The 13782-nt window shown below is 39.9% G+C and carries 12 protein-coding genes; 8 read left to right on the forward strand and 4 right to left on the reverse strand.

Going from position 1 to position 13782, the window contains the following annotated elements:
* Nucleotides 1–116: 116 nt before the first annotated feature.
* Nucleotides 117–647, forward strand: coding sequence for a DinB family protein (locus WJR50_RS30235; protein WP_341297070.1), 531 nt, complete (start codon nt 117–119; stop codon nt 645–647).
* 82 nt (nt 648–729) lie between these two features.
* Here the strand turns inward: WJR50_RS30235 and metG are convergent, their stop codons facing one another.
* Together metG and WJR50_RS30245 are read right to left on the reverse strand one after the other, a co-directional pair.
* Nucleotides 730–2796, reverse strand: a complete 2067-nt coding sequence (gene metG, locus WJR50_RS30240; RefSeq protein WP_445223503.1) for a methionine--tRNA ligase — start codon at nt 2794–2796, stop codon at nt 730–732.
* A gap of 72 nt (nt 2797–2868) precedes the next feature.
* Complete coding sequence (locus WJR50_RS30245; protein WP_341297072.1) at nt 2869–4296, reverse strand: BamA/TamA family outer membrane protein; 1428 nt, start codon at nt 4294–4296, stop codon at nt 2869–2871.
* A gap of 431 nt (nt 4297–4727) precedes the next feature.
* On the opposite strand from WJR50_RS30245, the gene WJR50_RS30250 reads away from it, so the two are divergent.
* The 4 genes from WJR50_RS30250 (at nt 4728) to WJR50_RS30265 (ending at nt 8938) form a co-directional block, all read left to right on the forward strand.
* Nucleotides 4728–5624, forward strand: a complete 897-nt coding sequence (locus WJR50_RS30250; RefSeq protein ID WP_341297073.1) for a cupin-like domain-containing protein — start codon at nt 4728–4730, stop codon at nt 5622–5624.
* Nucleotides 5625–5735: 111 nt separating this feature from the next.
* The gene (locus tag WJR50_RS30255) at nt 5736–6476 is read left to right on the forward strand and encodes a hypothetical protein (RefSeq protein WP_341297074.1); all 741 of its coding nucleotides are present in this window, start codon (nt 5736–5738) and stop codon (nt 6474–6476) included.
* A gap of 36 nt (nt 6477–6512) precedes the next feature.
* Nucleotides 6513–7361, forward strand: a complete 849-nt coding sequence (locus WJR50_RS30260) for a DUF350 domain-containing protein (protein ID WP_341297075.1) — start codon at nt 6513–6515, stop codon at nt 7359–7361.
* On the forward strand, nt 7352–8938 hold the full coding sequence (locus WJR50_RS30265) for a polyamine aminopropyltransferase (protein WP_341297076.1): 1587 nt from the start codon (nt 7352–7354) through the stop codon (nt 8936–8938). Before WJR50_RS30260 ends, WJR50_RS30265 begins: the two co-directional genes overlap by 10 nt.
* Before the next feature lie 95 nt (nt 8939–9033).
* Here the strand turns inward: WJR50_RS30265 and WJR50_RS30270 are convergent, their stop codons facing one another.
* A complete protein-coding gene (locus WJR50_RS30270; RefSeq protein WP_341297077.1) occupies nt 9034–10059 on the reverse strand; it encodes a threonine aldolase family protein in 1026 nt (341 codons plus the stop codon).
* Between the two features lie 169 nt (nt 10060–10228).
* Here WJR50_RS30270 and WJR50_RS30275 point away from each other — a divergent pair, with 169 nt between their 5' ends.
* From WJR50_RS30275 to WJR50_RS30285, 3 genes are read left to right on the forward strand one after another with little or no spacing between them, the layout of a single operon-like run.
* Complete coding sequence (locus WJR50_RS30275) at nt 10229–10771, forward strand: RNA polymerase sigma factor (RefSeq protein WP_341297078.1); 543 nt, start codon at nt 10229–10231, stop codon at nt 10769–10771.
* A gap of 6 nt (nt 10772–10777) precedes the next feature.
* Nucleotides 10778–11560 carry a hypothetical protein gene (locus WJR50_RS30280; RefSeq protein WP_341297079.1) on the forward strand — a complete coding sequence of 261 codons (783 nt, stop codon included), beginning with the start codon at nt 10778–10780 and terminating at the stop codon, nt 11558–11560.
* 12 nt (nt 11561–11572) lie between these two features.
* Nucleotides 11573–12667, forward strand: a complete 1095-nt coding sequence (locus WJR50_RS30285; RefSeq protein ID WP_341297080.1) for a hypothetical protein — start codon at nt 11573–11575, stop codon at nt 12665–12667.
* A gap of 49 nt (nt 12668–12716) precedes the next feature.
* On the opposite strand, the gene WJR50_RS30290 is transcribed toward WJR50_RS30285, so the two are convergent.
* Nucleotides 12717–13772 (reverse strand): PorP/SprF family type IX secretion system membrane protein, encoded by a 1056-nt coding sequence (locus tag WJR50_RS30290; RefSeq protein ID WP_341297081.1) that lies wholly within the window; start codon nt 13770–13772, stop codon nt 12717–12719.
* Between the last annotated feature and the right edge of the window lie 10 nt (nt 13773–13782).

A 13782-nucleotide genomic window follows, 5' to 3' on the forward strand; every position in this document is an offset into this window, starting at 1 on the left:
GCATAAATCTTTAAGTTTTGGTCAACCTAAAGTTTATTCATTGACCCGCTCTTTTCAAAATTTAAACATGCTCTTATTCTTGGATACCAAGGCTATTCTTTAAACAAAAAATTTAGATGGAAAATAAGCTTGCAGTACAAATTAGTCAGGCGATGGCAAAGGAATTTGAACGTAGGGTAATGGGCGAATCCATTCCACGTATCAAAAAATGCCTGAGTTTACTCAACGAAGAAGAAGTATGGTATCGTCCAAATGAAAATATTGTAAGTGTAGGCAATCTGATTCTGCATTTATGTGGTAACGCCCGGCAATGGATATTATGTGGTGTAGGTGAGCAGCTTGATCATCGTAACAGGGATGCTGAATTTGCTGAAACCGGCCCACATACAAAACATCAGCTGGTGGTGCAAATGGATGAGCTGGCAGTAGAAATAAGAAGAGTTTTAGGAAATCTTGAACCGGAAATGCTCCTGGAAAAACGACCTGTGCAGGCTTTTGACGAATCAGTTTTATCCATGCTGGTGCATGTGATTGAGCACTTTTCTTATCATACCGGCCAGATTACCTTTCTGACTAAAAGTCTTAAAAATATAGATACCAAGTATTACGGAAATATAAATTTGAATGCGAAAAAAGGTAATACATAAAGGGTAAAGAAAAAGCCCTTCATCTTTTTGTAAAGGGCTGTGAGAGTTCAAAATATGACAATTAATCTTTCCTAATCAAAAGTTAACTAATCTGACTTCCATTTTGAACAGTATCTTCTGGTTTGACAAAAGTTAGCTTGCCATCATGATCTTCTGCCATCAAGATCATGCCCTGCGATTCGGTTCCCATCATTTTTCTGGGAGCCAGGTTTACCAGTATGCATACCTGCTTTCCAATAATATCTTCTGGTTTGTAATACTGCGCTATTCCACTTAGTACAGTTCGTTGATCAATACCTGTATCCACAATCAGCTTAAGAAGCTTTTTGGATTTTTTAACCTTTTCAGCCTCCAGGATTTTAGCTACTCTGATATCAATTTTTTCAAAATCAGGAAAAGCGATTTCCGCTTTGGAGGGTGCAGCTTTATGCTCGTCTGCCGCTTCATTTCTGGCATCCAAGAGCTTTTGGACTTGTTTTTCTACCACATCATCCTCAACCTTCTCAAATAACAGACTTGCTTTGCCAATTTGATGGCCAGACTGGATGAGTACATCGTTGGCAGCCTTATCCCATGAAATTGCCTCAATATTCAGCATATCTCTTAGTTTTTGTGCTGTGAAAGGCAGGAATGGCTCCGATAATATAGATAAGCCGCTGGCAATTTGGAGCGCTACATTCAGAATTGTTTTAACTCGGTTCTCATCTTCTTTAATTGCCTTCCAGGGTTCAGTGTCAGCCAGATATTTATTACCTACACGCGCCAGGTCCATCATAAGCGCATTTGCTTCCCGGAATTTAAAGTTCTCAATAGCCTCAGAAAGGTCTCTGGCTAATGTCTTAATCTTATTTAGTGCTTCCTTATCTATGTCCTGAAGATCATGTGCTTCAGGTACATTTCCATTAAAATATTTGTGCGTAAGTACCAGCGTACGATTAATAAAATTGCCATAAATAGCAACCAGTTCATTGTTATTCTTAGCCTGAAAATCCTTCCAGGTGAATTCACTGTCTTTAGTTTCAGGTAAAATGCTGCAAAGTACATATCGGAGAATATCCTGTTTATTGGGAAAGTCTTCCAGGTACTCATGCAACCAGACTGCCCAGTTCCTGCTGGTAGAGATTTTCTTACCTTCCAGGTTTAAGAATTCATTGGCAGGCACATTTTCTGGCAAGATATACTGACCATTAGCATGAAGAATGGAAGGAAAGATAATACAATGAAAAACGATATTGTCTTTACCGATAAAATGAATCAGGGTACTGTTATCCTCTTCTCCAGGTTGTTGTTTCCAGTAAAGTTCCCAGTCCTTGTTTTTCTCTTTTGCCCATTGTTTGGTAGAGGAAATGTATCCAATAGGAGCATCTAACCATACATAAAGCTTTTTCCCTTCGGTATTGGGTAAAGGAACATCTACACCCCAGTCCAGATCTCTGGTCATGGCACGAGGCTGAAGGCCTGCCTGTAGCCATGCACTACATTGTCCGTATACATTGCTTTTCCATTTACCTTTTTTACCTTCCAGAAGCCATTCCTCTAACCAGGGCTGGTATTTATCTAAAGGAAGATACCAATGCTTGGTTTCTCTTAAGACCGGAGCCTTTCCACTCAGAGTAGATTTGGGGTTGATAAGATCAGTAGGGTTCAAAGATGAGCCACAGTTTTCACATTGGTCACCATAAGCATTTTCATATTTGCAAATCGGGCAGGTTCCGACGATATAGCGGTCGGCTAGAAACTGATTGTATTCTTCGTCATAAAACTGTTCGCTGTCCTTTTCTATGAATTCACCTTTGTCATATAGCGTAGTGAAAAATTCCTGAGAAGTCTCGTGATGTATCTTTTCAGATGTTCGGTGGTACATGTCAAAAGAGATTCCGAATTTCTCAAATGTCTCTTTGTTGAGGTAGTGGTACTTATCTATTATTTCCTGAGGAGTAATTCCTTCTTTTTTAGCTCTCAATGTGATAGCTACTCCGTGCTCATCACTACCACCAATAAATACTACATCTTTATTCGTCAGCCGGAGGTATCTCACATAAATGTCGGCAGGCAGATATGCACCGGCTATGTGGCCGAGGTGAAGGGGACCGTTGGCATACGGAAGTGCAGCAGTAATAGTATATCTTTTGGGCTTATTGTTAGTCACTGACATAAAAGCTTATTATGGAAAGTCAAATCAATTTGGTACCTGAAAAGAGGCAATATTAAGAAAAGCTTATCAAAATGCACTGTTGAAGTGCAAGAATATTCCAGAGGAACCGTCTTGTTTCCAGGAATGCTCAACCCTAAATACAAAATCATAAAAAGACACTATGTCTATCCCCAAACCATAGCCAAACAGATATTGATTTGCAAGCGGTTTGTTTTCAAGATATGGAATATCGTTCCACAGGTAGCCGTGGTCAAAATATCCTTTAACATAGACAGCAAGGGGAATATTATTGAACTGATCTACCGGCATGAACTGGCTGAGGTCAAACTCTTTTGAGAATATTTTTTTTCGTAGCGTATTTTGCTGCAAAAGATAAGCCTGGCCTTCAATAGCATCCAGTTCGTAGCCTCTGATCCATATTTGATTAAAGCCTAAACCAGTAAGGTTAGCGTAGGGCTGAATTTTGGGGGAGCTAAAGTAGCCACGACCAATGCCTGCATAATAAAAACCTTTGCCCAGGGGCTGATATTTAGCTACCTCACCATACAGTCTGAACAAATTTAAGTCGTCAAATATGCCCAATCCCAGTTTTGAAACCTGAGCTTCCCAGCGATAGCCATTTAAAGGAAAGCCCACAAAATCACGATGATCGCTTTCAAAACTGTAAGTAAGCGTCATATACTGCTGGCGATTGCCCTCATTCAGAAAATATTGAGGATTGAGAGTTCTAATGGTATCAGCAATTCTGGTGTCATTGTACCGGAGTTCTACATAGTGATTTTTATAAAATGAAGGGCGATAGCGCCAACCAATCAGCCCCAGAGTCGTTTGAGAAGCATTTTCTAGAGAGTCTGTAAATACCTCACGGTGATCATAAGTAGTATAGCTGATATTGGCGGTTTCAGAAAAGCTAAATCCAAAGTCAAGTCCATTTTTCTGAGCCTTGTCAATATAAGGTATTCGGTACCTTAAGGCGAGCTGTCTGGTAAAGCCCAGTTGAAAAGCAAAATAAATCTGCTCATTCAGTCCTCTGAAATTGTACTTATAGAATTTCAATCCATATTCCACTCTGCTCCAGTCCCGGTTCTGATTTGAGATCCAAACGTTAAAGTTTCTGTCAGCGAGTTTAAAGTAAGGAGAAGGTACGGTATACCAGCGTTCAGCTACCCTTACAATAATATCCGCTACATTTTCATTCAACTGGATCAGGTTTAGATTGACATCCAGGAAAAGCTGTGTATTCATAAGCTTTCTCCGATCCATTTTTAGAATCTCGCGTAGCTCATCATACATAATGGTCTCACCTTCACGGATGCTCAGCTCACGGAGAATTATGCGCTCCTTGGTGCGGCGATTACCAATGATAAAAATCTTATCAATTGTCAAAAGCTGATTTTCAACCTGAGCTTTTTGTTTAGTACTTACCTCAGAAGTAGATTCTGACCAGTTAGTAGACTGAGCATTTGCGGGAAATGTGCAACCTAACAGGAACACAAGGTACAGCCAAGACCAGAAATTTTTATATTGATTTTTTGACAAGCCTATAAACAAAGTAATAAGATCTACATTCAAACTGACCCAAATTACTATATAAAGAATGAGAAATCCGTATATAGTTCATTTTGGGTAATTAATCCTCTAAAAACACTTTTTCTTTCTTCACTTCCTCAATCAAGAGTAAGTTAATGAACTGTATGATTTTCTTTGAGTATTTGAAGAATGAACGATTATGCATGATGTAACATTTATCCTTGTCAAGAGTTAGAGATTGGTATAAACAAAGCCATAGATTGAATAATATGTGGCATCAGTTGTCAGTTTTTTGAAAATTTTATGTACAAAGTTTAAAAAATAGCGTAAGGTTTTCATAATTATTATAGATTTGTGTAACAATAATTTTAATAACGGATAATCTATTTTTTGACATGGCGATAGACTTTAATCATCCTGTTGACATTATTGAAGATATTGACTTAAGAGAATTTGAGCAAAATTATCTTCTACCTCAGAAACCTGTAATTCTTAGAGGTTTATTAAAAGGTACGAAAGCTTATGAGGAATGGGATTTTGGTTACTTCAAAAAAGTAGCCGGAGATAAGACCATTGGAGTTTTTGAAAACCGCGAGTCGGATCTTGATAAAACCATGAAGGTTCCTCACCACAAAATGAAATTCTCAGAATATCTTGATCTGATTGCTTCAACGCCTACTGATCTCAGGATGCACCTTTGGAACATCTTTAAAGATTGTCCTGAACTGATGGATGATTTTGAATTTCCCGATATCAATACCAAATTTCTGAAAGGTTTTCCTTATATGTTCTTTGGGGGCGAGGGTTCAGTAGCACGCATGCATCAGGATATTGACATGTCAAACGTTTTTCTTACTCAGTTCCAGGGAAAGAGAAGGGTAGTCTTGTTCTCACCTGACTATTCTAAACTGCTTTACCGCTATCCACTTAATGTGCATACTGGTGTAAATGTAGTAAAACCTGATTATGAGAGGTTCCCAGGTCTTCAGTATGTAAAAGGATTTGAGTGTGAGATCAAGCATGGTGATACATTATTTATGCCTGGTGAGTATTGGCATTATATTGAATACACTGAGGGCGGCTTCGGCATGAGTCTACGCTCTCTAAATCCGCATCTTTCCAAACGTTTCAAAGGTTTGATGAATATCAGCGTTCGTCAGGGAGCAGACTGGACCATGAGAAAGGCTTTGGGCAAGAAGTGGTTCAAGATGAAACAGCAAATCGCTGATCGCAGAGCCAACTCAGAGATTCGTAAAATTGAAAAGAATAATGACAAGCAGCTAGTTTACTAGAATGTTATCTGCTTCATAATATATGAATCGCACTCATTTGGGTGCGATTTTTTTGTTTTAAGCTTATTATTAAAATAACTTAGGACAAGAGAAACGAGTAGAATAGTAGAAATGAAACATAGAATCAATAAATCCTGGATAGTCTTGTTCATGCTAATGCTAAGCGCATGTTCAAGTAACGATTTCCAAAAAAATCCGGTGGATCAGATGATCAAGCAGATGACTGATACGCCCATATATTCTATCATGCTCTATGATATGAATGTGGAAGGTACTTTTTTCAAAGATTATCAGCATCAGTATCGTATACTCAAGCAATCATCCACTGAAGCTGAGCCAGAAGAAGTGATTACCGACTGGTATGATGTGAGCGAAAGCTTTTTTAATAGCCATGTCAATGATATGGGAATGGAAATAGCCGCAAAGACAGCCGAAGGAGAAGTGACCAAAAATGTTAGTCCTCCGGGTTATTCAAATTATGTGGGCAATCCTCAATATGGGTATTGGCAACAAGGTTCAGGAGGCAATAGCTTTTGGGCTTTTTACGGACAATATGCCTTTCTGAGCAGCATGCTCAATTTGGCTACCTTTCCGATCAGGCAGTCTTATTACGATGATTATCGGGGCTATCGCCGTAGTGGAAGACCGTATTATGGGCCGGTAGTCAATAACGGTAGAAGAGCCTATGGAACGGGCAGTGCCTATACCACCGCTGCCAAGCCTAATACCCGTTGGAGTTCAAGCCGCAGCAGCAGTTCTGCATTCCGCTCTGGAAATAGAACATCACGTTCGGGGAGCAGGTACAATAGCTCATCCAGTATGCGATCTCGTGGTGGAGGGTTCGGTAAATAAGTCTAAAACCATTCAAAATAGCTTAACTAACCAAACATGATCACTCTTGATGCTGCCCTTACGGCATTAATATACCTGGCAGAATGTTTTCTTTTATTCCTGATAGGAAAATTCGTATACAAACTTTTTCAGTCCAAAATCAAAGTAGGAGAGGAGCTCGTAGAGAAAGATAACTTTGCCTTTGCAGTAGCCCATGTAGGTTACTTCATAGGTTTATTGCTGGCGATTAGCAGCGCGGTTATTGGTCCTAGTAATGGAATTTGGATAGATGTGATGGATATAGCGATTTATGGTTTGCTCGCCATCGTCTTGCTTAACCTATCTATCATTATCAATGATAAAATCATTCTCCGCAAATTTGTGGTGTATAAAGAAATCATTGAGGACAGAAACGTAGGTACAGGAGTAATAGAAGGAGCTAATGCGGTTGCTACTGGCCTGATTATTTTGGGTTCTGTCTCCGGAGAAGGAGGGGGAATAGATACTGCCTTGGTTTTTTGGGTCGTGGGACAGCTTATCCTCATCATCACAGCGTATTTCTACAGCTGGCTTACTCCCTTTGATGTACATGATCAAATTGAAAAAGATAATGTAGCGGTAGGATTAGGTTTTGCTGGTGCATTAGTAGCCATTGGTAATCTTATACGCTACGGGCTAATGATTGACTTTGTCTCCTGGCAGGAATCGTTTATCAATGTAGGCATAGATGTACTGATTGGGTTGATATTTCTTCCTCTTGCAAGGACGCTTACTGACAAAATACTGCTTCCCGGTCGTAGCCTGACAGATGAACTGATAAACCAGGATAAACCCAATATCGGAGCAGGTTTGATTGAAGCCTTTGCCTATATTGGCGGCTCAGTGTTGATTACTTTATGTCTGTAGCCTCTCCCAAAAACCTGGAAAATAACATCAGCAAAAAGCTGAGATCTAATGTTCTTAAAATTGCGCTTTTTGCAACCGGCCTGGCCGGGATTGTTGCCGAATATGTTCTTTCTACTTTAGCCACTTATTTTTTAGGAGACTCCGTTTTTCAGTGGACCATGATCGTCTCCATGATGCTTTTTTCTATGGGCCTGGGAAGTCGTTTATCCAAACTTTTTGAGAAAGATCTCCTCCAAAAGTTTATTTATGTAGAATTCACTTTGTCCATCCTCTCTGCTTTTGCCGCATTGCTGGCCTATACTGCTGCAGCATATACCATGTACACCGGATTCATTATTTATGGGTTTAGTATACTTATCGGTTTGTTAATTGGCCTGGAAATTCCCCTGGTAATTCGTTTGAACGATGAATTTGAAGAGCTGAAAGTGAATATTTCATCAGTGATGGAAAAAGATTATTACGGAAGTTTGCTGGGAGGTATCTTCTTCGCTTTTATTGGTCTGCCCTATCTGGGGCTCACCTATACACCTTTTATCTTGGGCATAACCAATTTTTTAGTTGCACTGCTCTTGATCTATGTTCTATGGTCTGTTCTAGAAACAAAAGTTAAGAGAAGGCTCAGTCTTACCGCATCAGGTGTGGCTGTTGTGTTAATAGGGGGCTTAATGCTGGCAGAGCCTATCATTTTGTATGGAGAGCAACAGCGATATAGGGACAAAATCATATATCAGGAACAAAGCCGGTATCAGAGAATAGTCATCACTCAATGGAAAGATCACTTCTGGCTGTATATTAATGGAAATCAACAATTAAGCACATTGGATGAGCAGATGTATCATGAGCCACTGGTACATCCTGCTATGCAACTTTTACCTTCTGTGAAAGATGTGCTGATCTTGGGAGGAGGGGATGGCTGTGGGGTAAGAGAAATACTAAAATATCCAGGGGTAGAAAATATCACGCTGGTTGATCTTGATCCGGCCATGACTGAGCTGGGGAAAAATCATCCAATATTGAAAGATTTGAACAATGGGGCTTTGTTGAATGAAAAAGTAGAAATTGTCAATGAAGATGCTTTTCACTTTTTAGAAAATACAAATCAATACTTTGATGTTGTCATTGTTGACCTGCCAGATCCCAAAACAGTTGAATTGGGCAGGCTCTATTCTATGGAATTTTACACTTTGGCTTCACGGCAGATGCGACCCAATGCTGTGATGATTACCCAGGCGGGTAGTCCTTATTTTGCTACCAAAGCATTTTACTGTATTGATAAAACCATGTCAGCGGCAGGGTTTAAGACTCAACCTATGCATAATCAGGTAGTTACACTTGGCGAATGGGGCTGGGTGATAGGGGTAAAAACTGAGCAATCTAGCCTGAACCTGAAAGAAAAATTACAGCAACTCAGTTTTACCGATATAGAAACTGCCTGGCTAAATCAGGAAGCTATGCAACTCATGACTTCTTTCGGGAAAAATTTTTTTCTTTCTGAAAATGACTCAGTAGAAGTCAATACGGTGCATAATCCGGTTTTGTATAAGTATTATCTTGATGGTAACTGGGATATTTATTAGAAAAATTTCACACCCTTCCAACCATTTGCACAGGCATGCTGTCTAAGACAGTACAGGGTAAATTTATTGGAGGATGTGTGACCGATAGCCGGCTTTTAGACTGGCTTTCGGTCCATTTTTTTTAAGACACCTACTACTTTTTCCAGTCCATCATCATCAAATTCCAGATGCGTTACCATTCTGATTTCGTTCTTTCCAAAAGGTATTGCCAGAATACCATTTTCTTTAAACGCATTCAGAAAAGTGTCAGTACTCATATTCCGTAATGAGAAAATGATGATGTTCGTATCAACGGGAAGCACTTCATCTACAAAACTTTTTCCACGTAGTTCTTCTTCCAGTATTTTAGCCCTTTTGTGATCATCAGTAAGCCTCTGCACGTGATGATCCAGAGCATAAATACCTGCTGCTGCCAGGTAGCCGGCCTGTCGCATACCCCCACCAAACACTTTCCTTACACGCTTTGCTTTTTTTACCAAAGCTTCACTACCCACCAATACTGATCCTACAGGTGCCCCCAGCCCTTTGGAAAGGCAAACTGAAATCGTATCAAAATACTTTCCATATTCCTTAGCGTTGTCGCCAGAGGCTGTTAAAGCGTTAAAAACACGTGCTCCATCCAGGTGAAGTGGTAACTGATGCTTCTGACACAACTCTTTTATAGACTTAATTTGATTTAGCGTGTAATATGCTCCGCCGCCCTTGTTTACGGTATTTTCCAGTGCTATCAATGCAGTTTGAGGATAATGGATGTCATCAGAATTGATGGCTGAAGCTACATCTTCTGAAGAAAGTACCCCCCGAGGTCCATCTAACAACCTGACAGAACACAGTGAATTAAATGCTATACCTCCTCCTTCGTAATTGTAAATGTGAGAGCGTTTGTCACAAACAACTTCCTGCTGGGGCTGTGTCAGTATTTTGATAGCAATCTGGTTAGTCATCGTACCTGAGGGGCAAAAAATTCCGGCTTCCATGGCAAAAATTTCTGCTGTCTTATCTTCAAGAGCTTTCACAGTAGGATCCTCTCCAAACACATCATCACCTACTTTAGCCTGCATCATAGCTTCCAGCATTGCCGTAGTAGGTTTGGTCACGGTATCACTTCTTAAATCAATCATATTATCTGTTTAAGATTATTATCATTTGGGGATTTTCGCGAATTTTAAGCTTAGTTAAATAAAATTCAAAAAAAAATTATCAGGCATGCAACCTCTAGGCTTCAGTGCACATCATTAATATGAATACTTTGAAACTGACATGAGCCTTAAACTTCGCAATAGTAAAACTTTGGACCAGCTAGTTACAGCTTGTATTAAACAGGACAGAAAAGCACAGCATGCTTTGTATGAGCGTTTTGCACCGGTGATGCATACGGTATGCCTGCGTTATGTAAAAGATACCGGTGAAGCTGAAGATGTCTTGCTCAAAGGTTTTATGAAAGTTTTTCAAAATATAAAAAATTTCAGGCAGGAGGGAAGTATTGAAGGATGGATAAGAAGAATAATGGTAAACGAGGCGCTGATGTACATCCGAAGGAACAAAACCATGTACCTGGAAGTAGACATTGAAGAAGCAAATGAGGCTAAAACAGTTAGAGTGGATCATTTAGTTGAGGAAGATCTGATGCGTTTGGTACAATCTCTGCCATTGGGTTACAGTACAGTCTTCAATCTTTATGTAATTGAAGGCTATTCTCATCAAGAGATTGCTGACATGCTAAATATCAGTGAAGGCACCAGTAAATCCCAGCTAAGCCGGGCAAAACAACTCTTGCGCAATCGCATCCTTAAACAGGAACAGTCAGTAAACGACAAAAATCAATTAGGTTAGTTAGCTATGAACGATTTTGAAAAAATATTTTCTGATAAACTGCATAATTACAAGACTCCACCCCCTACCAATGGATGGGATCAGTTGAATGCAGCTCTAGACGACAAAAAAAAGGCTAAAAGAAAGATAGTTTTCTGGAGAGCCGCCGCGGCAGTTTTGCTTTTATTCGTTGCAGGTGTAAGCTGGTGGGGTATACAGCCACAGTCAGGAGAGTCATCTATTGCAGATGAAAACTCAGTAGGAACTACGTTACCACAGGTAGATGAGCAAGAGCAACCATCCGCTCCATTAGCCTTTGAAGAAGAAAATGCGGCAAGTCTCCAGGCTCAAGAACAAGACGTGCCTCAAAATAAGATGAAAGTGGAAGAGACAGAACCACAAAAGACTGATGAAAAAGCAGCCAAATCAAGTGCTAAGAAAGAAAAGCCACAGCATGATGCTTTGCCGCAAACAGAATCTTTGCTAGCCTCTGCTGAGGAAGAAAAAGCTGATGTTCCGGAAGTTCAGCCACTGGAGGAAGTTCAGGCTGTAGAAGCCTTGGCCGTAGAGCCGCTGATTCTAGCTAAAGATGAGCTTCTTGCCCTGGAGCCAATGAAGACCAAAGTTAGTACGCCAGTTACCATTATTTATAAGCCTGGAAACGTACCTGACGATGATGACAAAAATCTTGCTATGGAGCTATTAAGTGAGCTGAAAAACACTAATATCTCTTTCTCCGAAATCAGAAATGCCAAAGCTGAATTGTTAGCCAAGGTTTTCAGCAAGAAAGAAAATGAAGTAAGTCCTTAACAACATTTACCCATGAAAAGTATCAAATATTTAATTGTACTGTCAATGATATTGGGCAGTACCATGAGTGAGCTATGTGCCAACACTTCTCCTGATACCATAATCATCAGACTTTCGGATCGTGAAGAAATCAAGATCATTTCCAGTAGTGGTAATGAACTTCAACAGCTAAGCCAGTTTGACATCAATAAAATCATCAGAGAGTTAAACGAAAAAGCTGATGAGGATAATGAAAATGTAACCATTACTATGAAGGATAGTACTGGTACACAGTATATACTGGAAAGAGAATTAGAAGACGTAGAAAATGATGTCTATGAATCTGAGGAGGATCAGGAGCACGAACTGGAAGAAAAAGTTGAAAGGCTGGAAAGAGAAATTGACAGGTTAAGTGAATCGGTGAAGGAAAAAACTTATGAAGAACGTGAAGTCAGATTCAATAAGAATAAACAATATCATGGTACCAGTAGCACATTCATTTTTGAGTTTGGCTTAAACAATTACCTTAATGATGGAAAGTTTCCCAGTGACGAAAATGCTTTGTATGCTGTAAATCCGATTGTCTCCTGGTATGTGGCACTGGGGGGGATGAACTCTACTCATATTGCCGGTCCTTTATCCCTGGATTGGGGAGCGAATATAAGCTGGTATAACTTTAAGTTTGAAAATGAAAGAGCACGAATTGAAAAGCTGGATGATGGTGTGCTGTTTTATGAAGATCCCACACCAGATATTTCTCCGATAAAAAGTAAACTTGTAGTTCCGTATCTAAATGTAAGTCTGGTCCCGATGTTTATCTTCGGTAAGAGAAAAAGCAGCGACTGGGAGCCTTTTTCTTACCATGAAAATGATGGATTTAGAATAGGTTTGGGAGTTTATGCTGGTTACCGTCTAGGGCCACACTCCAAAGCTGTATTCAAAGATGATGGGGATAGAAGAAGAGACAAAGAGTGGAATAGCTTTTACTTGAATAGCTGGCGGTATGGTACTAGGTTACAGATGGGATTTAAAAGTGTAGATCTGTTTGCAAATTATGATCTTAACGATCTGTTCGTTGAAGGTAGAGGTCCACAACTTAACGCTTTTAGCTTCGGAATTATTTTATAATTCAACCTCATATGATTTAAAAAGTGGTCAGTTTTGCTGTCCACTTTTTTTATGGTTTCCATAAATAATTGGGCATAAAAGCAGGGCAAGGGTTGTACTTATCTTTACGACTCACTTTCCCTGGTCTTTTAGAAAATTGAAGTTCCATTACCAAAGATATTTCATGAGAACCTCCTGAAGAAGCCGGACCAAGTTTGGATACTGTCATATCGTAGCTATAGCCGAAATTCATATTGCTAAAAGACAAGCCAAAAGATACTGCCAGAGCATCGTGGTTGATAGTGCGGGGCATATCTTGTTGAAGTGGGATGCCTTTATACCAAAGCCCCAACATGAGCATACGGTAATAATAATTGAAACCTAAATCTAACTGATCAAATCGCCCTTGTTTACGATAATTGAATGAAGGGTTAATACTGGATTCAATCCCGCTTTTCATAGGGCCGAGTTTCATCGGAATCTTCATGCCGCCATGAACAGTAATTCTCATAGGAAGCCTACTCTCTCCATCTAGTGCCGATTGATTGGGCTGATTTATATGATGGAGTGCAAACCCAGACCAAAATTTATTGCTGTAAACGACCAGTCCACTTCCGAAATCAAAGTGGTTATTATTGTCAAGGCTACGGACATCCGGATCAGTGGTCGGGGCATCAGCATTGCCAAAAGCTAACTGATCTCCGAAGATCAATTTAGAAAAATCCATACTCTGAGAAGTGTATCCTACTTGAAAGGCAGGCACTGCTCTCAGTTTATCGTTCAGTGGAATCGTATAAGAATAAATGGCTCCAACATTGGTAGAACTAAGATTTGCTGTTCCTGCTCTGTCAGTTGAAATGATGACTCCCACATTACTGTTACTCGCTGGTAAATTGTAGTCATAAGCAAAGGCATAGGTAACGAAAGCGCGTGGCAGACTTGACCAGTGATTGCGGTAGTTGACACTGGCCCGATGTTGGCCGGTTGTTCCTGCAAAAGCAGGGTTAAGGTAAAGAGGTGCTGCATAATACTGAGTAAACTGTGGGTCTTGTGCTTGTACATCATACTGCAAGGCACAAAACAGTAGTATTGTGCAAATAACTTTCTTCAGTATTCCTTTCTTCATGGTTTTTCTA

The sequence above is a fragment of the Catalinimonas locisalis genome (genome assembly GCF_038039535.1).
Lineage (GTDB): Bacteria > Bacteroidota > Bacteroidia > Cytophagales > Cyclobacteriaceae > Catalinimonas.